This is a genomic window from Nonomuraea sp. NPDC059194 (assembly GCF_042754765.1).
In the GTDB taxonomy this organism is placed as follows: Bacteria; Actinomycetota; Actinomycetes; order Streptosporangiales; family Streptosporangiaceae; genus Nonomuraea.
Genome location: NZ_JBHZBH010000048.1, coordinates 37,186 through 58,426, shown reverse-complemented (window position 1 = coordinate 58,426; position 21,241 = coordinate 37,186). Strand labels below are relative to the sequence as shown.

General features: G+C 71.3%; 24 protein-coding genes and 1 pseudogene. 19 read left to right on the top strand and 6 right to left on the bottom strand.

Annotated elements, in window-relative coordinates; genetic code table 11:
* Positions 1-631 precede the first annotated feature (631 nt).
* A complete protein-coding gene (locus ACFXJ8_RS38065; RefSeq protein ID WP_379649469.1) occupies positions 632-1,558 on the bottom strand; it encodes a GNAT family N-acetyltransferase in 927 nt (308 codons plus the stop codon).
* 94 nt (positions 1,559-1,652) lie between these two features.
* On the opposite strand from ACFXJ8_RS38065, the gene ACFXJ8_RS38060 reads away from it, so the two are divergent.
* Positions 1,653-2,084, top strand: coding sequence for a type II toxin-antitoxin system PemK/MazF family toxin (locus tag ACFXJ8_RS38060; RefSeq protein ID WP_379649468.1), 432 nt, complete (start codon positions 1,653-1,655; stop codon positions 2,082-2,084).
* Between the two features lie 132 nt (positions 2,085-2,216).
* Here ACFXJ8_RS38060 and ACFXJ8_RS38055 read toward each other — a convergent pair whose 3' ends face one another.
* From ACFXJ8_RS38055 to ACFXJ8_RS38045, 3 genes are read right to left on the bottom strand one after another with little or no spacing between them, the layout of a single operon-like run.
* The gene (locus ACFXJ8_RS38055) at positions 2,217-2,594 is read right to left on the bottom strand and encodes a cupin domain-containing protein (protein ID WP_379649466.1); all 378 of its coding nucleotides are present in this window, start codon (positions 2,592-2,594) and stop codon (positions 2,217-2,219) included.
* Between the two features lie 30 nt (positions 2,595-2,624).
* Positions 2,625-3,446: a phosphoenolpyruvate hydrolase family protein gene (locus tag ACFXJ8_RS38050; RefSeq protein WP_379649464.1), complete on the bottom strand. Its 822-nt coding sequence runs from the start codon at positions 3,444-3,446 to the stop codon at positions 2,625-2,627.
* Positions 3,443-4,690, bottom strand: coding sequence for a Tm-1-like ATP-binding domain-containing protein (locus ACFXJ8_RS38045; protein WP_379649462.1), 1,248 nt, complete (start codon positions 4,688-4,690; stop codon positions 3,443-3,445). Before ACFXJ8_RS38045 ends, ACFXJ8_RS38050 begins: the two co-directional genes overlap by 4 nt.
* A 115-nt stretch (positions 4,691-4,805) precedes the next feature.
* Between ACFXJ8_RS38045 and ACFXJ8_RS38040 the strand changes: the two genes are divergently transcribed.
* The 18 genes and pseudogenes from ACFXJ8_RS38040 (at position 4,806) to ACFXJ8_RS37955 (ending at position 18,283) form a co-directional block, all read left to right on the top strand.
* A complete protein-coding gene (locus ACFXJ8_RS38040) occupies positions 4,806-5,498 on the top strand; it encodes a DUF3152 domain-containing protein (RefSeq protein WP_379649460.1) in 693 nt (230 codons plus the stop codon).
* Positions 5,499-5,573: 75 nt separating this feature from the next.
* Positions 5,574-6,458, top strand: a complete 885-nt coding sequence (locus tag ACFXJ8_RS38035; RefSeq protein WP_379649458.1) for a universal stress protein — start codon at positions 5,574-5,576, stop codon at positions 6,456-6,458.
* A 128-nt stretch (positions 6,459-6,586) separates the two neighbouring features.
* On the top strand, positions 6,587-7,201 hold the full coding sequence (locus tag ACFXJ8_RS38030; RefSeq protein ID WP_379649457.1) for an SIS domain-containing protein: 615 nt from the start codon (positions 6,587-6,589) through the stop codon (positions 7,199-7,201).
* On the top strand, positions 7,198-7,437 hold the full coding sequence (locus tag ACFXJ8_RS38025) for a HypC/HybG/HupF family hydrogenase formation chaperone (RefSeq protein WP_379649455.1): 240 nt from the start codon (positions 7,198-7,200) through the stop codon (positions 7,435-7,437). The genes ACFXJ8_RS38030 and ACFXJ8_RS38025 overlap by 4 nt, the downstream gene beginning before the upstream one ends.
* On the top strand, positions 7,434-8,120 hold the full coding sequence (locus tag ACFXJ8_RS38020) for an SIS domain-containing protein (RefSeq protein WP_379649454.1): 687 nt from the start codon (positions 7,434-7,436) through the stop codon (positions 8,118-8,120). Before ACFXJ8_RS38025 ends, ACFXJ8_RS38020 begins: the two co-directional genes overlap by 4 nt.
* A 31-nt stretch (positions 8,121-8,151) precedes the next feature.
* A complete protein-coding gene (locus ACFXJ8_RS38015; RefSeq protein WP_379649452.1) occupies positions 8,152-9,225 on the top strand; it encodes a hydrogenase expression protein HypE in 1,074 nt (357 codons plus the stop codon).
* Between the two features lie 14 nt (positions 9,226-9,239).
* On the top strand, positions 9,240-11,027 hold the full coding sequence (locus tag ACFXJ8_RS38010) for a nickel-dependent hydrogenase large subunit (RefSeq protein ID WP_379649450.1): 1,788 nt from the start codon (positions 9,240-9,242) through the stop codon (positions 11,025-11,027).
* 14 nt (positions 11,028-11,041) lie between these two features.
* Positions 11,042-11,611: a NifU family protein gene (locus ACFXJ8_RS38005; RefSeq protein WP_379649448.1), complete on the top strand. Its 570-nt coding sequence runs from the start codon at positions 11,042-11,044 to the stop codon at positions 11,609-11,611.
* Entirely contained in the window at positions 11,608-12,240 is a 633-nt protein-coding gene (locus ACFXJ8_RS38000; RefSeq protein WP_379649446.1) for a DUF5947 family protein, read from the top strand. The genes ACFXJ8_RS38005 and ACFXJ8_RS38000 overlap by 4 nt, the downstream gene beginning before the upstream one ends.
* Positions 12,233-12,874, top strand: coding sequence for a DUF6084 family protein (locus ACFXJ8_RS37995; RefSeq protein ID WP_379649444.1), 642 nt, complete (start codon positions 12,233-12,235; stop codon positions 12,872-12,874). The genes ACFXJ8_RS38000 and ACFXJ8_RS37995 overlap by 8 nt, the downstream gene beginning before the upstream one ends.
* Entirely contained in the window at positions 12,871-14,223 is a 1,353-nt protein-coding gene (locus ACFXJ8_RS37990; protein ID WP_379649442.1) for a hypothetical protein, read from the top strand. The genes ACFXJ8_RS37995 and ACFXJ8_RS37990 overlap by 4 nt, the downstream gene beginning before the upstream one ends.
* Positions 14,220-14,678: pseudogene (locus ACFXJ8_RS37985) on the top strand (hydrogenase maturation protease); the annotation flags it as partial. The gene ACFXJ8_RS37990 and the pseudogene ACFXJ8_RS37985, both read left to right, overlap by 4 nt.
* A gap of 55 nt (positions 14,679-14,733) precedes the next feature.
* On the top strand, positions 14,734-14,838 hold the full coding sequence (locus tag ACFXJ8_RS37980) for a DUF6893 family small protein (RefSeq protein ID WP_379649473.1): 105 nt from the start codon (positions 14,734-14,736) through the stop codon (positions 14,836-14,838).
* A gap of 3 nt (positions 14,839-14,841) precedes the next feature.
* Complete coding sequence (locus tag ACFXJ8_RS37975) at positions 14,842-15,234, top strand: hydrogenase maturation nickel metallochaperone HypA (protein ID WP_379649440.1); 393 nt, start codon at positions 14,842-14,844, stop codon at positions 15,232-15,234.
* A complete protein-coding gene (locus ACFXJ8_RS37970; RefSeq protein WP_379649438.1) occupies positions 15,209-15,460 on the top strand; it encodes a HypC/HybG/HupF family hydrogenase formation chaperone in 252 nt (83 codons plus the stop codon). Before ACFXJ8_RS37975 ends, ACFXJ8_RS37970 begins: the two co-directional genes overlap by 26 nt.
* Positions 15,461-15,466: 6 nt before the next feature.
* Positions 15,467-16,591, top strand: a complete 1,125-nt coding sequence (hypD, locus tag ACFXJ8_RS37965) for a hydrogenase formation protein HypD (RefSeq protein ID WP_379649436.1) — start codon at positions 15,467-15,469, stop codon at positions 16,589-16,591.
* Positions 16,588-17,865, top strand: coding sequence for a hydrogenase expression/formation protein HypE (gene hypE, locus ACFXJ8_RS37960; protein ID WP_379649435.1), 1,278 nt, complete (start codon positions 16,588-16,590; stop codon positions 17,863-17,865). Before hypD ends, hypE begins: the two co-directional genes overlap by 4 nt.
* 22 nt (positions 17,866-17,887) lie before the next feature.
* The gene (locus ACFXJ8_RS37955) at positions 17,888-18,283 is read left to right on the top strand and encodes a hypothetical protein (protein ID WP_379649433.1); all 396 of its coding nucleotides are present in this window, start codon (positions 17,888-17,890) and stop codon (positions 18,281-18,283) included.
* A 21-nt stretch (positions 18,284-18,304) separates the two neighbouring features.
* On the opposite strand, the gene hypF is transcribed toward ACFXJ8_RS37955, so the two are convergent.
* The gene (gene hypF, locus ACFXJ8_RS37950) at positions 18,305-20,593 is read right to left on the bottom strand and encodes a carbamoyltransferase HypF (RefSeq protein WP_379649432.1); all 2,289 of its coding nucleotides are present in this window, start codon (positions 20,591-20,593) and stop codon (positions 18,305-18,307) included.
* 45 nt (positions 20,594-20,638) lie between these two features.
* Positions 20,639-21,193 carry a helix-turn-helix domain-containing protein gene (locus tag ACFXJ8_RS37945; RefSeq protein ID WP_379649431.1) on the bottom strand — a complete coding sequence of 185 codons (555 nt, stop codon included), beginning with the start codon at positions 21,191-21,193 and terminating at the stop codon, positions 20,639-20,641.
* Positions 21,194-21,241: the final 48 nt, after the last annotated feature.

Sequence of the window (21,241 nt, the reverse complement as noted above, 5' to 3'; positions counted from 1 at the left end):
CTGGCACAACGACAAGACCGGCCAGCCGATCAAACGGTCTCTGATCCCCTACGACCACTGAACTTGACCAGACCCCTTGGACTCATTCATCTAGACAGCGGTGATCCGGCTGGTGGCTGTCCGCCTGGCCGGACACCCCGCTGCCGCGACATCCACCGGCAATGGGCTGACGACCGCTGTCGCCCAGGCGCCTCACAGCACAGGCGGGGTCGGGCTCGCCGACTTGGGTGTGGGCTCGCGGGGCGCACGACTCCACCTCCCTCCCGAGCGGGGCTGGGCATGTGATCCAGATGCGCCCTCACCTCCCGCTCCGCACCCCTCCGAGCCGGGGCGGGCGCGTCGAGTGAGTGGAGGGCGTGTCAGCACCGTGCGGCGAGGAAAACGGGAGCGGGTACCTGTGGGGAGGGAGCGGGGACGGGCGAGTGGTCGCCGACGCCGAGTCGGTGGCTCGGCCCGGCGTGCGGGAGCGGGGCTGGACGGGTGGGTCTCAGGTGCCGGGCTGGTTGCTCGGCTCGGCGTGCGGGAGCGAGGCCGAGCCGGTGGTTGCCGACGCCGAGTCGGTGGCTCGGCGTCGGCGGGCGGGGACGGAGGGCGGACAGTGGCGCGACTCGGGTGGGCGCTCGCTCGGCTGTCAGTCCGAGGGCGGGGAGAAGACCAGACGGATTTCCGTGTTCCGGTATCCGGCGCGGGCGAACGCGGCGGCCATGGGGGCGTTCGTGGTGTCGGTGGTGGCGGTGATCAGTTCCGCACCGTTCGTCGCGTGGATGCGGGTGATCTCGGCGAGGATGTCGTCGACGTAGCCGCGTCCTCGCAGCTCCGGCACCACGCCCAGGTAGCCGACGTTCACGTTGTACGGCGTGGCCGAGGGGATCGCCAGGCCCGCGACGGCCCCGTCCGCGGTGTGGGCGATTCGCCACCACTCCCGCTTGCCGGGGCGGTCGAGGTAGAAGTCCATCTCCTCGCGCGCTGCTCGTTCGGCGCCGAGGGCGGCCACGTTTCTGCGCGTTTCGGCGTCCAGGCTGCCGACGGCGATCCTGCGGAACACCTCGAGGAACTCCTCGTCCGTCGCCTCGGTGAAGCGGAGCCGTCCTGAGGATGCGGGCACGGGGATGTCGGGCGTCCATTCCAGGCGCAGCCGTTCGACCTCCTCGACCAGGCCCGCGGCATGCGCCGCCGTCTTGCGCCAGGCCACGGCCGAGGACACCGCTGGGTCGTCGCGCCAGCCGTTCGGGAGGGTCAGGTTGTACAGCGGAGCCTTGCCGAAGGCCCGATGGCCGGCGTCGAGCAGCGCGGCGGCCACGTCGGCGCGGTCGGGCGCGGACGCCTCCACGTGCAGGCAGTCGAGCGCGAGGGGCGTGGAGCTGTCGGGCTGCCCCCACCACAGGGCGCGTCCCACGATCCGGTCGCCGTCCACGACGATCCACGTCCACTCGGGCCGGTACATGGCGTCGGCGAGTTCGGCCAGGTAGCGGTCGGCGGGGATCCAGCTGACCGGCTCGTCGACCGTGAACGCGATGACCTGCTCGCGGTCGGCCTCCGTCGTGGGACGGATCTGCATGCTGCCTCCAGGGAGTCAAAGGGCGCTCGATGCTACAGCCTCCGCGATCGACGAATTCCGGCAGGTCAGGCGAAATCAGTACTAGGCTCGGCATGTGCGAGATCACGAGGATGACCCGCGGCCCGTCCGCGGCGCGGTCAGGGAGATCTACTCGGTCGACAGGGCGGCGTCCCTCGCCTACTCCCCCGATCTGGACGGCATGGCCGACCCCGGCGAGATCGTGTGGGCGTGGGTGCCGTACGAGGAGGACCCTGACCGGGGCAAGGACCGGCCGCTGCTGGTGGTCGGCCGCCACGGGCGCAGGCTGCTCGGGATGATGCTGTCGAGCAAGGGCGACGACGGCCCGGAATGGCTGGAGGTCGGCTCGTGGGGCCGCGACGGGCGGGTGTCGTACCTGCGTCTCGACCGGGTGTTCGCGCTGGAGGAGGACGACATCAGGCGGGAGGGCGCGGTGCTGCACCGTGACAGGTTCGCCGTGGTCGCGAAGATGCTCATGCGAACGCACGGCTGGGCCGCCGACGGCTGACCCTCGGTCTGAAGGCGGACACACGACTCGCCCGCCGACGGCGGCCCTCGACCTGAGGGGCGCCGTCAGCCGGTCTCCTGCCCGGCAGCCCCCGACCTGAGGGGCGCCGTCAGCCGGGCTCCCGCCTGAAGGTCAGGCCTGGCGCCATTCGGCGGTCTCGTCGGGAACGTGCAGGCAGTAGTCAGGCGCGCCCTCCAGCGCCTTCTCCTCCCCGCCCGGCGTGTACGTGACGATCAGCCGCAACGGCCGCCACGTCGTGTTGAACGTCGAATGGAACGCCCCAGCCGGAATGTGCACGGTGTCGCCCTCCCTGATCGGGAACGGCTCGCCGTCGTCCACCATCTGCATCGCCTCCCCTGAGATCACGTAGATGATCTCCTCGGCGTGCGGGTGGTTGTGGCGGGAGTGTCCACGCCCGGGGTTGACGATCACCTCGCCGAGGGTGCTGCCCGCTCCCGGGATCGCGGACGGTGTGACGAACCACTTGATGGACCCCCAGTCGAAGGTCATCGTCGGCACCTGTGAAGGGCTCACGAGCATCTAGATCTCCAGATTCTTGAACGCGGCGACCTGCTGGGTGATGGCGATCTCGGTGGGCAGCCGTTCGACGGAGGAGGCGCCGAAGAACCCGACGACCCCCTTGGTGCGGGACAGTACGTAGGCGGCATCGGACGGCTCGGCGATGGGCCCGCCGTGGCACAGCACGAGGATGTCGGGCCGGACGGCCGCCGCGGCGTCGCGCATCTCCTGGACGGCGGCCACCGCCTGGTCGAGGGACAGCGCGGTGCCCGCGCCGATCGAGCCCTTGGTGGTGAGCCCGACGTGCGGCACGAGGACGTCGGCGCCCGCCTCGGCCATCGCGCGGGCCTGCGCGGCGTCGAAGACGTAGGGCGCGGTGACGAGGTCGCGTTCGTGGGCCAGCCGTACCATCTCGATCTCGAGGTCGAAGCCCATGCCGGTCTCTTCGAGGTTCTGCCGGAACACCCCGTCGTACAGGCCGACGGTGGGGAAGTTCTGCACGCCCGCGAAGCCCATCGCCTTGAGCGAGTCGAGGAAGCGCGGCATCACCCTGAACGGGTCGGTGCCGCACACGCCGGCCAGCACGGGCGTGTCCTTGACGACGGGCAGCACCTCGCCCGCCATGTCGACGACGATCTGGTTGGCGTCGCCGTACGGCAGCAGCCCGGCCAGGGAGCCGCGCCCGGCCATCCGGTAGCGCCCCGAGTTGTAGATGATGATCAGGTCGACGCCGCCCGCCTCGGCGCACTTGGCCGACAGGCCGGTGCCCGCGCCGGCGCCGATGACCGGCTTGCCTTCGGAGACGGTACGGCGCAGCCGTTCGAGTACGGTCTGACGGTTCATCCCTCACCCCTGATCAGGTCGTGCAGCCTGTCGGCCAGCGCGCGGCCGAACGCCGGGTCGTTTATGTGCAGGTCGAGCTGGATCGCGCCAGGGTAGGCGGCCAGCGCCTCGAAGCAGGCGTCGTCGGCCTTCTGGTCGTGGAACGGCATGCCGGGCGCGTCGAGCGCGGAGACACCCCGCAGCGGCACGAACAGCGCGGTGGGCCCGGTGGCGGCGGCGAGCTTGGCGGCGACGCGGCGGCCCAGTTCGGCCATCTCCTCGGGCGTGGTGCGCATGAGGGTGACGGTGGGGTTGTGGACGTAGAACTCGCGGCCCTCGAAGCGTGGGGGGACGCTGTCGGCGGGCCCGAAGTTGACCATGTCGAGGGCGCCGGGCGCGACGACCTGGGGCACGCCCTGCCGGCCTGCCGCGGTGAGCCGGTCGGGGCCTGCGGACAGGACGCCGCCGACGAGGTCGTCGGCCAGTTCGGTGGTGGTGAGGTCGAGCACGCCCGCCAGCAGGCCGCTGTCGGCCAGGCCCTCCATGGCCCTGCCGCCCGCGCCGGTGGCGTGGAAGACGAGGACCTCGTAGCCGTGTTCGGTGAGGCGTTCGCGGGCCGCGTCGACGGCGGGCGTGGTCACGCCGAACATCGACGCGGCGACCAGCGGCCGGTCGTCGTGCTGGGTGGCGGTCTGAGTGGCGGCGTAGGCCGCCGCCATGCCCGCGATCGCCGCCGCCGCGTTGCCCAGGATGAGGCGCGACACCCGGTTGATTCCCGCGATGTCGACCACGCTGTACATGATCGTGACGTCCTTCGCCCCGACGTAGGGCGAGACGTCCCCCGAGGCCATGGTGGACACGATCAGCTTGGGCAGCCCGATCGGCAGGTCTCTGACGGCGCGGGCGGCGATGGACGACCCGCCGCTGCCGCCGACGGCGAGCACCCCATCGACCTGACCCTCGTCGTGCAGTTCGGCCAGCACGACGGCGGCGCCCTCGCCCATGGCGGCGACCGCCGCTCCCCTGTCGCCCGCCGCGCGCAGCGCGCTCAGGTCGGCGCCCCCGGCGGCGGCGACACGGACGTTGGAGATGTCCTCGACGGAGGCGGCGGCGGGGGCGCCGAAGTCGCTGCTCGGCCCGGTGCTCTCCCGGCCGATCCCCGCGTCGACGACGATCACCTCGCTGCCGAGCTCGACCAGCCGTTCCCGCAGCCAGGAGTATTCGGGCCCTTTCGTGTCGAGTGTCCCGATCAGCACCACTGCCATTCCACACACCTCCGGCTCTGAGCCACCTCCGCCAACTTAACCCGTGCGAGATCGATCGCTCCGTCGGCTTCACGGTTTATGATCAGATCTCCCCCAGCGAATCGAGGGGGATGTTGTGCGCTCTGTGGCGCTCGGTGCCGTGTTCGTCCTGCTCGCCGAGTGTGGGGCGCCCGTGGCCGTCACGCGGGTCGAGCCGCCTCCTCCCGCGCCGGAGCCGCCTCGCCTGGTCACGCGCAGGGCCCAGCACAAGGCGAAGCCGTACGTCAGGGTGCCCAGGAGAGGGACCGGCAGGTTCCGGGTGGTCCCGGGCGATGGCGCCCCGCGAAAGGGCGCAGGTACGGCGGTCCGCTACCAGGTGGAGGTGGAGGGTGGCCTGCCGTTCTCCCCTAAGGAGTTCGCGGCGACCGTGCACGAGACGCTGAACGACCCGCGCAGCTGGGGCAGGTTCCGCCGGGTCGACCACGGTCCCGTACGGCTGAGCGTCGCCCTGACCAGCCCGCTGACCACGGACGCCCAGTGCCTGCCGCTGCGCACCGGCGGCGAGCTGTCGTGCTGGAACGGCAGCAGGTCGGTCATCAACGCCGAACGCTGGGCGAGGGGCGTGGAGGCCTACCACGGCGACCTGACGGCCTACCGCCGGTACGTGATCAACCACGAGGTCGGCCACGGGCTCGGCCACCATCATGTGAGCTGCCCCGGCAGGGGCAGGCCCGCGCCCGTCATGGTGCAGCAGTCGAAGTCCCTCGAGAGCTGCCGGCCCAACCCGTGGCCGTACCCGTCGCACCGCGGGCCGGCCGACGAAAGGTGAGGTCAAGGGACCTTTGGCCCTACGCCGCCCCGGGCGAGTGCTGCTCTCATGGGGACATCCGTGAAGGGAGACGTCATGATCGTGGTCGGGGTCGACGGTTCACGCGCCGGCCTGGAGGCGGTCGCCTGGGCCGCCGCGGAGGCGGCGCTGCGCGACGTGCCGCTGCGGGTGGTGCACGCCATCCATCGGTGGGCCGCCGAGACCGAGCAGGGCCGCTACGCCGAGGTCGCCCACTGGATGCGCCAGGGCGCCGCGACCGTGCTCGCCGCCGCTGTCGACCGGGCCCGCCGCGCGCACCCGAAGCTGACAGTGGAATCGAGGATCCTTCCGGGAGATCCACGCGCCGCGCTGATCCGCGAGGGCGAGCAGGCCGACCTGCTGGTGGTCGGCAACCACGGGCTGAGCGCCGTGCGCGGCCTGATGGTCGGCTCCGTCGCGTACGGCGTGGCAGGACACGCCCCCTGCGATGTCGTCGTCGTACGGCAGACGCCCGTCACCTCCAGCGGGGAGATCGTGGCCGGTATCGACACCTCGCCGCGGGCCGCGCCGGTGCTGGAGTTCGCCTTCGCCGAGGCGGCGTTGCGCGGGGCGGACCTGCGGGCCGTTCACGTGTGGAGCAGGTACGACAAGCACGGCGGGTTCCAGCCGATCCCGGACGACGTCGGGGAGGACGAGAAGAACGAGGTGCGCCAGTTGAAGGAGACGCTGGCGGGCTGGTGCGGGCGCTACCCCGACGTCACCGTGATCGAGGAGGTCGTGCGGGGCCACCCGGTCGACGCGTTGCGGGATGCCGCGCGCGGCGCGGACCTGCTGGTGGTCGGCTCGCGCGGGCGCGGCGAACTGGCGGGGCTGGTGCTCGGCTCGGTCAGCCACTCCCTGCTGCACCACGCGCCGGGACCGCTGGCCGTCATCCGCACGTCCGCCGAGGCCCGCAGGGGAAATGAGCACCGGGGGAAGTGACTGCCGACTTTTGCGAAATATCCGACATTGTTTTTCTTTCGGGGGTCTCACCTGGGCGTACGGTCGGAAAGCGGGGGACCTTTCGGCACGAGAACCAAGAAACGCTCAACGTGGGGAAGTGGTCCGCTATGGAGCAGACGGTCCTGGCCTCCGTTCCCGAGGTCTTCGCGCGCCGTGTGGGCCCCGCCCGCGGCCTCGCCGAGGATGCCGAGAAGGTGGCGCGCGCCTGCCACGACATGGCGACGAGGTTCCACAGCGGCGGACGGCTGATCGTCTTCGGCAACGGCGAGGCGGCCACGGACGCCCAGCACATCGCGGTGGAGTTCGTCCACCCGGTGATCGTGGGCAAGCGGGCGTTGCCGTCGTTCTCGCTGACCGGTGACGTGGCCACGATCACCGGGATCGCCTCCGAGACGGGTTTCGAGGACGTCTTCGCCCACCAGCTCAGGCATCTGGCGGCGCCGCAGGACATGGCGCTGGGCGTCTCCACGGACGGCGACTGCGCGAACGTGCTCGAAGCGCTGGAGACGGCCAAGGAGCTCGGCCTGCTGACGCTGGCGCTGGTCGGCGGCGACGGCGGGCAGATCGCGCGGAGCACGGCGGTCGACCACGTCCTGATCGCCAGGTCCGCCGATCCCAGAGTGGTCAAGGAGGTGCACGTCACGACGTATCACATCCTGTGGGAGCTGGTGCACGTCTTCTTCGAGCAGCCGGGTGTGCTGGATCCGAAGGTGGTCGCATGACCGCCCGCGAGCCCGTCTGTCATGAGGAGGTTTGTGTCACCTGTTCCGACGAGGCGGTCCCGGTGACGGTGGTCAGGCTGCTGGAGGACGGCATGGCCGAGGTGGACACCGGGCGGGGCCGCGAGGAGGTGAGCGTCGCCCTGGTGGAGGCCGCGGCCGGTGACACGGTCCTGGTCCACGCCAAGGAGGCCATCGCCGTTGTCGCCAGGGTGGTCGCCGGGGAGGTGACGACGTGAGCGGGCCGCAAGAGCCGATGGAGTCGCTGTATCCGTTCCTCTACTCCGGGGGCGCCGATCTGGACGCGGTGATGACCGCGGTGCGGCAGTCCACCGTCGACAAGGCGGGCGAGATCGTCGCCCTGCGCCAGAGCGTGCTGGAGCGGGACGGCGCCCGGCTGGCCGCGTGCGCGCAGGCCATGGCCGCCGCGTTCGAGCGGGGCGGGCGGCTGTTCTCCTTCGGCAACGGGGGCAGTTCCACTGACGCCCAGGAGGTGGCCGCCCTGTTCCTGAACCCCGGCGGCGGCGCGCTGCCGTTGCCCGCCTTCGCCCTGACCGCGGACGTCGCGGTGGTGACCGCGCTCGCGAACGACATCGGGTTCGAGGTGGTCTTCGCCCGGCAGCTGGCCGCCTCGGCCCGCGCGGGTGACATCGCGTTCGGGCTGTCGACGAGCGGCAACTCCCGCAACCTGATCGCCGGTTTCCAGGAGGCGGACCGGCGCGGCATGGTCACCGTCGGGCTGGCCGGCTACGACGGCGGCCAGATGGCCGAGCTGGGCACGATCGACCACCTGTTCGTGGTGCCGTCGTCGTCGGTCCACCGCATCCAGGAGGCGCAGACCACCGTCTACCACGCGCTCTGGGAGCTCACCCAGGACGCGCTCGGGCGGCGCGGCACGGTGCCGCCGCCGCGTTCCAGCTGAAGAGTCCAGACCCGCGAGGGTGGTGAGGCGCATGAGCGCGCCGACCGAGTCGCTGAACAGCACATCACAGACGCAGGACGAACCGGTTGTCCATCTGCTGTGGATCAACGGGGGGCTGAGCTGCGACGGCGACTCCGTCGCGCTGACCGCCGCCACCCAGCCGAGCATCGAGGAGATCGTGCTCGGTGCGCTTCCTGGTCTGCCCAAAGTCGCCGTGCACTGGCCGCTGATCGACTTCGAGTGCGGTCCGATGCAGGGCGCGGACGTCTTCATCGAGTGGTTCTACAAGGCCGACCGCGGCGAGCTGGATCCGTTCGTGCTGGTCGTCGAGGGGTCGATACCCAACGAGTCGATCAAGCAGGAGGGCTACTGGTGCGGGTTCGGCAACAACCCCGAAACCGGCCAGCCCATGACGACCAGCGAGTGGCTGGACCGGCTGGCGCCCAAGGCGACGGCGATCCTCGCCGCAGGGACGTGCGCCACCTACGGCGGCATCCACGCGATGGCCGGCAATCCGACCGGTGCCATGGGCGTGGCCGACTACCTGGGCTGGGACTGGAAGTCGAAGGCGGGGCTGCCGATCGTCAACGTGCCGGGCTGCCCGGTCCACCCGGACAACCTGTCGGAGACCATCCTCTACCTGCTCTACCAGGTCGCGGGGCAGGCGCCGATGATCCCGCTGGACGAGGCGCTGCGCCCCACCTGGCTGTTCGGGCAGACCGTGCACGAAGGCTGTGACCGGGCCGGCTACTACGAGCAGGGCCAGTTCGCCACGGAGTACGGCTCGCCGAAGTGCCTGGTCAAGATCGGCTGCTGGGGGCCGGTGGTGAAGTGCAACGTCCCCAAGCGCGGCTGGATCAACGGCATCGGCGGCTGCCCCAACGTGGGCGGCATCTGCATCGCCTGCACGATGCCCGGCTTCCCCGACAAGTTCATGCCCTTCATGGACGAGCCGCCCGGCGCCAGGATCTCCGTGACGGCCAGCGGCGCGTACGGGGCGATGATCCGCTCGCTGCGCCACATCACCCAGCGGACCGTCGACAAGGAGCCCCGGTGGCGCAGGAAGGGCCGCGAACTGCTCACGGGCTACCGGGCCCCTTGGTAACCAGCGAGGCTGACATGACGACGACACCACAGCAGGCCGGCGACGAACTCGTCGAGATGGCCTGGGATCCGATCACCAGGATCGTCGGAAGCCTGGGCATCTACGCCAAGGTGGACTTCAGGAACAGGACGGTCGCCGAGTGCTACAGCACCTCGTCGATCTTCCGCGGCTACAGCATCTTCATGAAGGGCAAGGACCCCAGGGACGCGCACTTCATCACCAGCAGGATCTGCGGTATCTGCGGCGACAACCACGCGACGTGCTCGGTCTACAACCAGAACATGGCCTACGGCGTACGGCCGCCGCATCTCGGCGAGTGGATCATCAACCTGGGCGAGTCCGCCGAGTACATGTTCGACCACAACATCTTCCAGGAGAACCTGGTCGGGGTCGACTACTGCGAGAAGATGGTCCGCGAGACCAACCCAGGAGTCCTGGAGCAGGCCGAGCGCACCGAGGCGCCGCACGCGGGCGAGCACGGCTACCGGACCATCGCCGACATCATGCGCTCGCTGAACCCGCTGGAGGGCGAGTTCTACCGCGAGGCGCTGCAGGTCAGCCGGACCACGCGGGAGATGTTCTGCCTGATGGAAGGCAGGCACGTCCACCCGTCGACGCTCTACCCCGGCGGGGTCGGCACGGTCGCCACCGTGCAGCTGTTCACCGACTACCTGACCAGGCTCATGCGCTACGTGGAGTTCCTCAAGCGCGTGGTGCCCATGCACGACGACCTGTTCGACTTCTTCTACGAGGCCATTCCCGGCTACGAGCAGGTCGGGAGGCGGCGGGTGCTGCTCGGCTGCTGGGGCAGCCTGAACGACCCGGAGTACTGCGACTTCACCTACGAGAACATGAGCGACTGGGGCCGCAGGATGTTCGTGACCCCCGGCGTGGTCGTCGACGGCAGGGTCGTCACCAACGACCTGGTCGACATCAACCTCGGGATCAGGATCCTGCTGGGCAGCTCGTACTACGACGACTGGGAGGACCAGGAGCCGTTCGTCACCAGCGACCCGCTGGGCAACCCGGTCGACATCAGGCACCCGTGGAACCAGCACACGATCCCGCATCCTCGCAAACGCGACTTCACCGACAAGTACAGCTGGGTGATGTCGCCCCGCTGGTTCGACGGCACGAACCTGCTCGCGCTCGACACCGGTGGCGGGCCCCTGGCCAGACTGTGGTCGACGGCGCTGTCCGGTCTGGTCGACATCGGCTACGTCAAGGCCACCGGGCACAGCGTGCTCATCAACCTGCCGCGCTCGGCCACCAGGCCGGAGCGCACGTTCGAGTGGAAGATCCCCGAGTGGGACGGCGAGCTGTACTCCAACACCATCGAACGCAACAGGGCCAGGACCTACTTCCAGGCGTACGCCGCGGCGTGCGCGCTGCACTTCGTCGAGCAGGCGCTGGCGGAGGTGCGCGCGGGCCACACCCAGACCTGGTCGCCTTTCACCGTGCCCGAGGAGGCCATCAGCTGCGGCTTCACCGAGGCGGTGCGCGGCGTGCTGTCCCACCACATGGTGATCAGGAACGGGAAGATCGCCAACTACCACCCGTATCCGCCGACGCCGTGGAACGCCAGCGTGCGCGACTCCTTCGGCACGCCGGGGCCGTACGAGGACGCCGTGCAGAACACGCCGATCTTCGAGGAGAACGCCCGCGAGAACTTCAAGGGCATCGACATCATGCGCACGGTCCGCAGCTTCGACCCGTGCCTGCCGTGCGGTGTCCACATGTATCTCGGCGGCGGCAGGCAGCTGCGCAAGCTGCACACCCCGCACGCCTTCGGCGGGTCCTGACGGGGACGGGACCGATGCCTGCGACCATCGACGCGGCTACGGCGGGCGAGCGCGTGGAGCGCCTGCTCGCCGAGCTGACCGCGCTCGGCGACCCGGTCGCGCGGGAGCGGGCCGAGGAGCTCGTCCGCGTGCTGGTCGAACTGTACGGCGCGGCGCTGGAGCGAATCATGGAGATCGTCACGGACACCGGCGCGGCCGCGACGCTGCGCGGGCTCGCCGACGACGAGCTCGTCTCCGGTCTGCTCGTGGTGCACGATCTCCACCCGCTGAGCACGGAGGAACGTGTGCGCGCGGCGCTCGACGGCGTCCGGCCGTATCTCGGCAGCCACGCGGGCGACGTCGAGCTGGTGGGCTTCGAGGAACAGGGCGTCGTACGGCTGCGTCTGGCGGGCACCTGTCACGGCTGCCCCTCCTCGCGGGTCACGGTGACGACCGCGATCGAGCAGGCGATCGCGCGGGCCGCGCCGGAGGTGGCCCACGTCGAGGTGGACGGCGTGGCCGAGCCCGAGGACGGGCTGTACCAGATCCAGCCGCGACAACCGCCCGGCCCGTGCCCGGTCCCCGAGAGGGCGGCGGCGCCATGAGCACCGGACTGCGCCGCTTCCGCGAGCCCCGCCCCGCCGACGACACCCTGGCCGCGGGCGAGCGCTGCGAGCTGTGCGCCGAGCCGATCGAGGCGGGGCACGCGCACGTGGTGAACCTCGACAGCCGCGCCCTGCTGTGCGCGTGCCGGGGCTGCTACCTGCTGTTCACGGTGCCGGGCGCGGCCATGGGCAGGTATCTGGCGGTGCCCGACCGCTACCTGTACGCGCCGGACTTCGCCCTGTCGGCGGCCGACTGGGAGGAGCTGCAGATCCCGGTGCGCATGGCGTTCTTCTTCCACAACTCCGCGCTGGGCCGTACCGTCGCCTTCTACCCGAGCCCCGGCGGGGCCACCGAGTCGCAGCTGCCGCTGCCGACGTGGGAGCGGGTGATGGCGGCCAACCCCGGGCTGGCCGGCCTCGCCGCCGACGTCGAGGCGCTGCTCGTCGACCGGCGGCCCGGCGGGTTCGTGTGCCATCTCGTGCCGATCGACGCCTGCTACGAGCTGGTCGGGCTGGTCAGGACCCGGTGGAAGGGCTTCGACGGCGGCCAGGACGCCTGGCGGGCCATCGACGCCTTCTTCGCCGACCTGCGGGCCAGAAGCCGGGAGGTGCGGGCCGATCATGGTTGAGCTCGGCTTCACCTGCCTCGACGCCGGCGCCGACCGGTACGCGGCCGCGCCGACGCTGCGCTTCTCGATGCGGATCACCGAGGCGGGCGGCAACGCCGTCAACGCCATCGCGCTGCGCTGCCAGATCCGCATCGAGCCGCAGCGCCGCGGCTACTCCGACGCGGAGGCCGGCCTGCTCGCCGACCTGTTCGGCGCGCGCTCCCGCTGGGGTGAGACGCTCAGGCCGCTGCAGTTCGCGAACGTCTCCATGATCGTCCCCGGCTTCACCGGGTCGACGGAGGTCGACCTGCAGGTGCCGGTCACCTACGACCTGGAGGTGGCGGCGGGCAAGTACTTCGCCGCCCTCGACGACGGTGAGATCCCGCTGCTGCTGCTGTTCAGCGGCACGGTGTTCGCCAGGACGCCCACCGGTTTCTCCGTCGAGCAGGTGCCGTGGGACCGCGAGGCCCGCCACGGGCTGCCCGTGGCGGTCTGGCGGGAGCTGATGGACCGCTACTTCCCCGGCGAGGGGTGGCTGCGGCTGAGCCGGGACACGCTGCGTGACCTGCACCGGTTCAAGTCCGACCAGGCGCTGGCCACGTGGGACGACACGCTGCGGGCGCTGCTGGCCAGAGCGAGGGAGGCGGCGCCGTGAGCGCGCCGATGGAGAGCGCGGCGATGGACAGCGCCCGCAGGGTCGCCGACGCGGTGCTCTACGAGGGCTACCTGCTCTACCCGTACCGGGCCTCGGCCGCCAAGAACCAGGCGCGCTGGCAGTTCGGCGTCCTGGTGCCGCCCGCCTACACCGCGACGGCCGAGCACCCGGCCTGCCAGACCGAGTGCCTGCTCGAGGCCTCGGGCGACGCGCTGCTGCGGATCGCCCTGCGCTTCCTGCAGGTCCGTACCAGGACCGTCGAGCGCGCCGAGGGCTCGGGCCACCGGGTCGTCCCCGCGCTCGAGGTCGCCGGTGAGACGTACCTGACCTTCGACGAGGCCGTGGAGCGGGAGCGCGACGCGGAGGTGCCGCTGGCCGAGGTGCTGGCCGCCGAGCGGATCTACGAGGTGGGGCATCCCGCGCAGCGCACGGTGGAGCCGCTGCCCGACTCGACCGGGCGGATCGTGCGCGAGGACCGGCGCCTCGACGCGGTGCTGAGGGTCAGGGCCGAGCCGGTCGCCGGGCCGTACGGGCTGGTCAGGCTGCGGGTGCGGGTGGAGAACACGACGGACTGGGCCGATCCCGACGCCTCGCGCGACGACGCCCTGCGCTGCTCGCTGATCGGCGCGCACACGCTGCTCGCGGTCGAGAAGGGCGCGTTCGTGTCGCTGCTCGACCCGCCCGAGTGGGCGGCGGCGCACGCGCGGGCCTGCGTGAACCTGCGCACCTGGCCCGTGCTGGCCGGCGAGGAGGGGCGGCGCGACGTCATGCTGTCCGCGCCGATCATCCTGTACGACTACCCGTCCATCGCGCACGAGAGCCCTGGCGACCTGTTCGACGCGACCGAGATCGACGAGCTGCTCAGCCTGCGCACGCTCGCCCTCACCGACGCGGAGAAGCGCGAGGCCAGGGCGACCGACCCGCGGGCCGCCGAGATCATCGACAGGGTGGGCGACCTGACGTCGGAGGTGCTCGAACGGCTGCACGGCGCCGTCCACACCCTGCGCCCCGCCGAGCGGGAGAACCTGCCGTGGTGGGATCCTGGCGCCGACCGGACGGTCTGTCCCGAGACCGACAGCGTCGTGGTCGACGGCGTACGGCTGGCCAGGGGCAGCGGGGTGCGGCTGCTGCCCGGCCGCGGCACCTCGCGCGCGCGGCGCGCCGACGCCCACGACATGTTCCTGGCCGGGCGGCACGCCACGGTCGAGGCGGTCTTCCTCGACGTGGACGGCGTCCGCCACCTGGCCGTCACGCTGGACGACGATCCGGGGGCCGACCTGCAGCGGGAGCAGGGCCGCTTCCTCTACTTCGCCCCCGACGAGGTCGAACCGCTGAAGGAGGACCGATGAGCCGCAAGGTCCTGGTGGCGGGGGTCGGCAACGTCTTCCTCGGCGACGACGGCTTCGGCGTCGAGGTCGCCAAGCATCTGCTGTCGGCCGGCGGCCTGCCGGACGGCGTGGTGGTGGCCGACTTCGGGATCGGCGGCATCCACCTGGCCTACGAGCTGCTGACCGGCTACGACGAGGTGATCCTGGTCGACGCGGTGCCCGTCGACGGGCCGCCGGGAACGCTGGCGCTCCTCGAACCGGCGATCGACGAGGACGGGCCAGGGGACGACGTACTCGCTCGGGGAGCGCTCGCCGACGCCCACGGCATGACCCCGGACGCGATCTTCGGCCTGCTGGGCGCGTTCGGCGTCACGACCGGCCGGATCCTGGTCGTCGGCTGCCGGCCGGCCGACACCTCGCCCGGCATGGAGCTCAGCGAGGCGGTTGCGCAGGCCGTGCCGCAGGCCGCCGACCTTGTTCGCGACCTTGTCCGCGATCTCGTCGCAGCAGACCACGAAGGAGGGGTCAACGATGCTCAAACGCGTGCTGATCGTGCTGGTGGTGGCCGGGATAGCCGCCCTGCTGTGGCAGTCGCTGCCCGACATCAAGCGCTACCTGAAGATCCGGGAGATGTGAGCAGTGCATGAGTTCGGCATCGCCGCCTCGGTGCTCGACGCCGTCGAACGCCGGGCCGTCGGACGGCGGGTGACACACGTCAGGGTGCGCGCCGGAGCCCTTCTTCGCATCACCGGCCCCGCGCTGGAGCAGGCCTTCTCCCTGGTCGCGCAGGGAACGGTCGCCGACGGGGCCACGATCGACCTGGTCGTGGTGCCCACCCGGCTCACCTGCAGGACCTGCGGGCGCGAGGAGGACACCGCCGACGCGCTCGCCGTGTGCGGCGGCTGCGGCGGCGCCGACATCGACCTGCGGGGAGGCGACGCCCTGATCCTCGAATCCATCCAGATGGCGGAGGGACACCATGTGCCTGGGAATCCCCGGCGAGATCGTGGAGATCCTGCCAGACCACGCTGACCTGGCGAAGGTCGACGTCAGCGGGGTACGGCGGGCGATCAACATCGGCCTGCTGGACAACGAACGGCTCCAGCCCGGCGACTGGATCCTCATCCACGTCGGCTTCGCGCTGTCGAAGATCGACGAGGAGGAGGCCAGGGCCGCGCTGGACTTCCTGGAGGGCATCGGCCAGGCCTACGACGACGAGCTGGCCGCGCTGCGCGCATCATCGATCGACCGGGGGTGAGGCGCGATGCGCTTCGTCGACGAGTATCGCGACGCCGAGAAGGCCCGTGCCCTCTCCGCGAAGATCGCGAGCCTGTGCGAGCCGGGCAGGGCGTACAAGTTCATGGAGGTGTGCGGCGGCCACACCCACACCATCTACAAGCACGGCCTCGAAGACTATCTGCCGGAGACCATCACGCTGGTGCACGGCCCAGGCTGCCCGGTCTGCGTCATCCCGATGGGCCGCGTGGACGACGCCATCCACATCGCCGAGCAGCCCGGCGTCATCATGACCTCCTTCGGGGACATGATGCGGGTGCCCGGCGGGCGCGGCTCGTTCTTCGACTCCATGGCGCAGGGCGCCGCGATCCGGATGGTCTACTCGCCGCTGGACGCGCTCAAGGTGGCCAGGCAGAACCCGGACAAGCACGTGGTCTTCATGGCGATCGGCTTCGAGACCACGGCGCCGTCCACCGCGATGACGGTGCTGCGGGCGGCGGCCGAGGGCCTGGACAACTTCTCGGTCTTCTGCAACCACGTGACGATCATCCCCGCCATCAAGGCGATCCTGGACTCCCCCGACCTGCGCCTGGACGGCTTCATCGGGCCTGGACACGTCTCGACGATCATCGGCTGCCGGCCGTACGAGTTCATCGCCCGCGACTACGGCAAGCCGCTCGTCGTGGCGGGCTTCGAGCCGCTGGACATCCTCCAGTCGATCTACATGCTGCTGGTGCAGCTCGCCGAGGGGCGCTCGCAGGTGGAGAACCAGTACGCTCGGGTCGTGCCGTGGGCCGGCAACCTCAAGGCGCTCAGGGTCATCGGCGAGGTGATGGAGCTGCGGCCGTACTTCGAGTGGCGCGGTCTCGGCTTCATCTCGCACTCCGCGCTGAAGGTGCGGGAGAAATACGCCGCCTTCGACGCCGAGCAGATCTTCGAGATCCCCGGCAGCCGGGTGGCCGACCCGAAAGCCTGCCAGTGCGGCGAGGTGCTCAAGGGCGTGCTCAAACCGTGGGAGTGCAAGGTGTTCGGTACGGCCTGCACGCCGGAGACGCCGATCGGCACCTGCATGGTCTCCTCCGAAGGGGCGTGCGCGGCCTACTACAACTTCGGCCGCTTCTCCCGCGAACGGGTGAGGGAGGCGACACGGTGACGCGTATCGAAGGGACCGGCACCGACAGGACCGGCCTCGGCGGGACGGATCTCGGCGGCACCAGCATCGGAGGGACCGCCGACTGGGCCGAGGCGGCGGTGCGCGAGCACGCGGCCGACGCCGAGGGGCCCAGCCGCGAGGAGCAGGTGCTCGAACGGATCGACCGGGCGCGCCGCCGCAAGGCCAGGGTGAAGGAGGAGCACATCACCATGGCCCACGGCTCGGGCGGCAAGGCGACGCAGACCCTGGTGGAGGCCGTCTTCCTGGACACCTTCCGCAACCCGCTGCTCGAACCGCTCGAGGACGGGGCGGTGCTGGAGATCGGCTCGACGCGGCTCGCCTTCACCACCGACTCCTACGTGGTCTCACCGCTGTTCTTTCCCGGGGGCGACATCGGCGACCTCGCCGTGAACGGCACGGTCAACGACCTGTCGGTGTGCGGGGCCCGCCCGCTGTACCTGTCGGCGGGGTTCGTCCTGGAAGAGGGCTTCCCCGTCGAGGATCTGCGGCGTATCACCGCCTCGATGGCCGCCGCGGCCGCCGCGGCAGGCGTGCTGATCGTCACGGGCGACACCAAGGTCGTGCAGCGGGGCAAGGCCGACGGCTGCTACGTCAACACCGCGGGCGTCGGGCTGCTGGGGCGGGCGACCAACCTCGGGGTGGCCCGCGCCCGTCCCGGCGACGCGGTGCTGGTGTCGGGGCCGATCGGCGAGCACGGGGTCACCATCATGCTCGCCAGGGGCGAGCTGGACATCGAGGCCGACCTGACCTCCGACACCGCCCCGCTGAACGGCCTGACCGCCGCGCTGCTTGACGCCTGCACCGGCACGGACACAGACACGGGCGCGGGCACGGACGCAGGCACGGACGCGGGCACGGACGCGGGCGCTGGCACAGGCGCGGTGCGCTGCCTGCGTGATGCCACCCGGGGCGGGGTGGCGACGATTCTCAACGAGATCGCGCGTGCCTCGGGCGTGGCCGTGGTCGTCGACGAGGACGCCATTCCGGTACGGCCGGGCGTGCGCGGCGCGTGCGAACTGCTCGGCATCGACCCCCTCTACGTCGCCTGCGAGGGCCGCATGGTCGTGGTCGTGGACGGCGCGGCGGCCGACACCGCACTGGCCGCCCTGCGCGGGCACCCGCTCGGCGAGGGCGCCGCGCTCATCGGCCGGATCAAGGATGATCCGCCCGGACTTGTGCTGCTGAAGACCACCTTCGGCGGTACCCGCATCGTCGATCTGCTGGTCGGCGACCCACTCCCCCGCATCTGCTGAGCCTTTGACGGAGGTGCCGACCATGACCGAATCCCGCGAACCGGAGGAGCAGCACGGCTACTCCCCCGACGTCGGACAAGGGAGCGAGGAGGCCGTCCAGGCGGGCGACCGCGCGTTCACTCCCGAGGCGGCCGGGGCGCCGGGCCCGGGACGGGAGCCGTCCGAGGAGGAACGTTCGGGCGTTTCCGCCACCGACACCGAGGCGCGCTCACCGCACGGCGTGGGCGAGAGCACGGCCAGGAAGGGCGAGGAGATCGCCCAGCAGGAGCAGGAGGCCGGGCGGGAGACCGCGGGCGTCAAGGGCGAGTCGCAGCGCCCTTACGGCACGTCGACCGCCGAGGACTCCACGGGTGTCGGGGCGCAGGAAGCCGAGGACGAGGAGAGCCCGACCCTTCCGCCTGGCGACCAGGGCGGCTGACCAGATTCACCCCAGCTCGGGTCAGCCGAGGCTGGCGCGGGAGAGTCTGTCGCGGGCGGCGGCGACGGCCGCCTGTCCGAGGCTGATCCCGCCGTCGTTCGGCGGCACCCGGTGGTGGGTCAGCACGCGGAACCCGCGCTCCTCCAGCAGGTCCACGGCCCGGCCGAGGAGCAGGACGTTCTGGAACACCCCGCCCGACACCGCCACCGTGGTCAGCCCGGTGACCTCCCGCACGCGGGCACAGCCGTCGGCGACGACGCGCGCGACCGCGTTGTGGAACCGGGCGGCGATCAGCGCCGGGTCCGTGCCTGCCCGCAGGTCCTCGACGACCGCGCGGATCAGCTCGGCGGCGGGCACGAGGAACGGGTCCTCCCCGACCAGACGGCAGGTGTAGGCGCCCCGCTCCTCCAGGTCGGAGCGCTGTTCGAGCTCGATCGCCGCCTGGCCCTCGTAGGTGATCGCGTCGCGGACGCCGACGATCGCCGCGACCGCGTCGAACAGCCTGCCCATGCTGGAGGTGAGCGGCGCGCTGACACCGCTGCGGGCCAGGGCGACGACGGCCTCCCAGCGTGCGGCGTTGCGCCGTACGACATCGAGGTCGGCGGGCACGTCACCGTCGTAGGCCGCCTCCAGGTGGGCGGCGGCCATGCGCCATGGCTCCTTGATGGCCGCGACGCCGCCCGGCATGGGCGCCGTCGCCAGATGGCCCGCCCTGCGGAAGTCGCTCAGGTCCGCGACCATGAACTCGCCGCCCCACAGCGTCGCGTCCTCGCCGTAGCCGAGCCCGTCGAAGGCGACGCCGATCACTGGCCCCTCGACGCCGTTGTCGGCCAGGCACGAGGCGAGGTGGGCGTGGTGGTGCTGCACGCCGACGAGGGTGACGCCGTCCTGGGCGAGCGCGTACTTGGTGGACAGGTATTCAGGGTGCAGGTCGTGCGCGACCACCTCGGGCGTCAGGTCGAACAGCCGTCTGAAGTGCTCGACGCCCTCGGTGAAGGAGCGCAGCGTCTCGTAGTTCTCCAGGTCGCCGATGTGGTGGGAGACGAAGGCGTGGCCGTCCCTGGCCAGGCAGAAGGTGTGCTTCAGCTCGGCGCCGCAGCCGAGGACGGTCCTGGGGCACGGCCAGGCCAGGGCCAGCGGATGGGGGACGTAGCCCCTGGAGCGGCGGATCGGCAGCGCCTGGCCGCGGAAGAGGCGGAGCACGGAGTCGTCGGTGCGCGTGTGGATGGGCCGGTCGTGGGTGAGGAAGGCGTCGGCGATGCCGCCCAGGCGGGGGATGGCGTCCTCGTCGACGTACACGATCGGCTCGTCGGAGACGTTGCCGCTGGTCAGCACGATCGGGGTGGCGAGCCTGCGGAGCAGCAGGTGGTGCAGCGGGGTGTAGGGCAGCATCAGGCCGAGCCATCGGTTGCCCGGCGCCACCGGCGGCGCGACGATGGCGCCGGGGCGCCTGCGCAGCAGCACGATCGGGCGGGCCCGCGAGGTGAGCAGGTGCTCCTCGGCCTCGTCCACCTCGCACAACCGGCGGGCGGCGGCCAGGTCGGGCACCATGACGGCGAACGGCCGCTCCTCCCGGTGCTTGCGTTCGCGCAGCTCCGTGACAGCCGGTGTGCTGGCGGCGAGCGCGGCCAGGTGGTAGCCGCCCAGCCCCTTGACCGCCACGATGCCGCCGTCGCCCAGCAGGCGCGTCGCGCCCTCCAGGGGGTCGCCCGCGATCTCCTCGCCGTTCCGGTCGAGCAGCCGCAGCCGGGGCCCGCAGGCTGGGCAGCACACCGGCTGGGCGTGGAAGCGGCGGTCGGCCGGATCGTGGTACTCCCGCGCGCAGTCGGCGCACATGGCGAAGGCGGCCATCGTGGTGTTCGGCCTGTCGTACGGCACGCCGCGGACGATCGTGAACCGGGGCCCGCAGTTCGTGCAGTTGGTGAAGGCGTAGCCGGATCGCCGATCGGCCGGGTCCCCCATCTCGCGCAGGCAGTCGGCGCAGGTGGCCACGTCGGGCGAGACGAACGCGCTCCTGCGCCCGCCCGTGGCGCTGTCGGCGATGACGAACCCCGCCTCGCCCGTTGTGGGGATGCGGCCCGCGCTGATCCGCTCGACGCGCGCCAGCGGGGGCGGGCTCGTCCGCAGCGTCGCCAGGAACTCCTCGACGCCGTCGTCGGCGCCCTCCACCTCGATGAACACGCCGCGCTCGTCGTTGCCGACCAGCCCGTCGAGGCCGAGCCCGGTGGCGAGCCCGTACACGAAGGGCCGGAATCCGACCCCCTGCACGATGCCTTCGACCAGGACCGCGGCGCGGACACGCCTGCTCACCCCCTCATTGTCCGCCTGGACGGGTTCCGGCGAGAAGGGGCCCCGTCAGGTGTGTTCGGAGACCAGGACCGCCTGGGTCGACGGCTCCAGCGCCTCGAAGACGTGCGGCAGGTCGCCCGGGTAGGCGATGTAGTCGCCTGGGCGAAGCTCCACCGGTTCGCCCGCGATGCCCACCAGGGCCCGGCCGGTGGCCAGGATGACGTGCTCCGTCACGCCGGGCATGTGCGGGTCGGAGGCGCGCACGTCGCCGGGCTCGACCTGAAGGCGGTAGATGTCGCGGCGCGTGCCCGACTGGCCGGCGGCCAGCAGCACGACTCGGTAGTCGGCCTGCGCCGAGGCGACCGCCACGCCCTCGTCTGACCTGACCACCTGCACGCGGGGCTTCGGCGGGTCGATGAGCTGGGAGAAGGGCACGTTCAACGCCGTTGATAGCGCCCACAGGGTCTCGATGCTGGGGTTGCCCTGGCCCGATTCGAGCTGGGAGAGCGTCGATTTGGCGATGCCGGCGCGCCGGGCCACCTCGGTGAGCGACAGGCCTGCCGCACCGCGCTCCCTGCGCAGCGCCGCGGCGATGGTCTTCATGGGCACGTCCCGCTCCATGCGTTCACCGTAGCATCCATCTGTTCGATTTGACGAACACGGACAAAG

What these genes read in the sequence shown, in the direction of transcription:
- ACFXJ8_RS38065 (WP_379649469.1), bottom strand. Translation starts at nt 1,558, where the DNA reads ATGCAGATCCGTCCCACGACGGAGGCCGACCGCGAGCAGGTCATCGCG.
- ACFXJ8_RS38055 (WP_379649466.1), bottom strand. Translation starts at nt 2,594, where the DNA reads ATGACCTTCGACTGGGGGTCCATCAAGTGGTTCGTCACACCGTCCGCG.
- ACFXJ8_RS38050 (WP_379649464.1), bottom strand. Translation starts at nt 3,446, where the DNA reads ATGAACCGTCAGACCGTACTCGAACGGCTGCGCCGTACCGTCTCCGAA.
- ACFXJ8_RS38045 (WP_379649462.1), bottom strand. Translation starts at nt 4,690, where the DNA reads ATGGCAGTGGTGCTGATCGGGACACTCGACACGAAAGGGCCCGAATAC.
- ACFXJ8_RS38035 (WP_379649458.1), top strand. Translation starts at nt 5,574, where the DNA reads ATGATCGTGGTCGGGGTCGACGGTTCACGCGCCGGCCTGGAGGCGGTC.
- ACFXJ8_RS38030 (WP_379649457.1), top strand. Translation starts at nt 6,587, where the DNA reads ATGGAGCAGACGGTCCTGGCCTCCGTTCCCGAGGTCTTCGCGCGCCGT.
- ACFXJ8_RS38025 (WP_379649455.1), top strand. Translation starts at nt 7,198, where the DNA reads ATGACCGCCCGCGAGCCCGTCTGTCATGAGGAGGTTTGTGTCACCTGT.
- ACFXJ8_RS38015 (WP_379649452.1), top strand. Translation starts at nt 8,152, where the DNA reads ATGAGCGCGCCGACCGAGTCGCTGAACAGCACATCACAGACGCAGGAC.
- ACFXJ8_RS38010 (WP_379649450.1), top strand. Translation starts at nt 9,240, where the DNA reads ATGACGACGACACCACAGCAGGCCGGCGACGAACTCGTCGAGATGGCC.
- ACFXJ8_RS38005 (WP_379649448.1), top strand. Translation starts at nt 11,042, where the DNA reads ATGCCTGCGACCATCGACGCGGCTACGGCGGGCGAGCGCGTGGAGCGC.
- ACFXJ8_RS38000 (WP_379649446.1), top strand. Translation starts at nt 11,608, where the DNA reads ATGAGCACCGGACTGCGCCGCTTCCGCGAGCCCCGCCCCGCCGACGAC.
- ACFXJ8_RS37995 (WP_379649444.1), top strand. Translation starts at nt 12,233, where the DNA reads ATGGTTGAGCTCGGCTTCACCTGCCTCGACGCCGGCGCCGACCGGTAC.
- ACFXJ8_RS37980 (WP_379649473.1), top strand. Translation starts at nt 14,734, where the DNA reads ATGCTCAAACGCGTGCTGATCGTGCTGGTGGTGGCCGGGATAGCCGCC.
- hypD (WP_379649436.1), top strand. Translation starts at nt 15,467, where the DNA reads ATGCGCTTCGTCGACGAGTATCGCGACGCCGAGAAGGCCCGTGCCCTC.
- ACFXJ8_RS37955 (WP_379649433.1), top strand. Translation starts at nt 17,888, where the DNA reads ATGACCGAATCCCGCGAACCGGAGGAGCAGCACGGCTACTCCCCCGAC.
- ACFXJ8_RS37945 (WP_379649431.1), bottom strand. Translation starts at nt 21,193, where the DNA reads ATGGAGCGGGACGTGCCCATGAAGACCATCGCCGCGGCGCTGCGCAGG.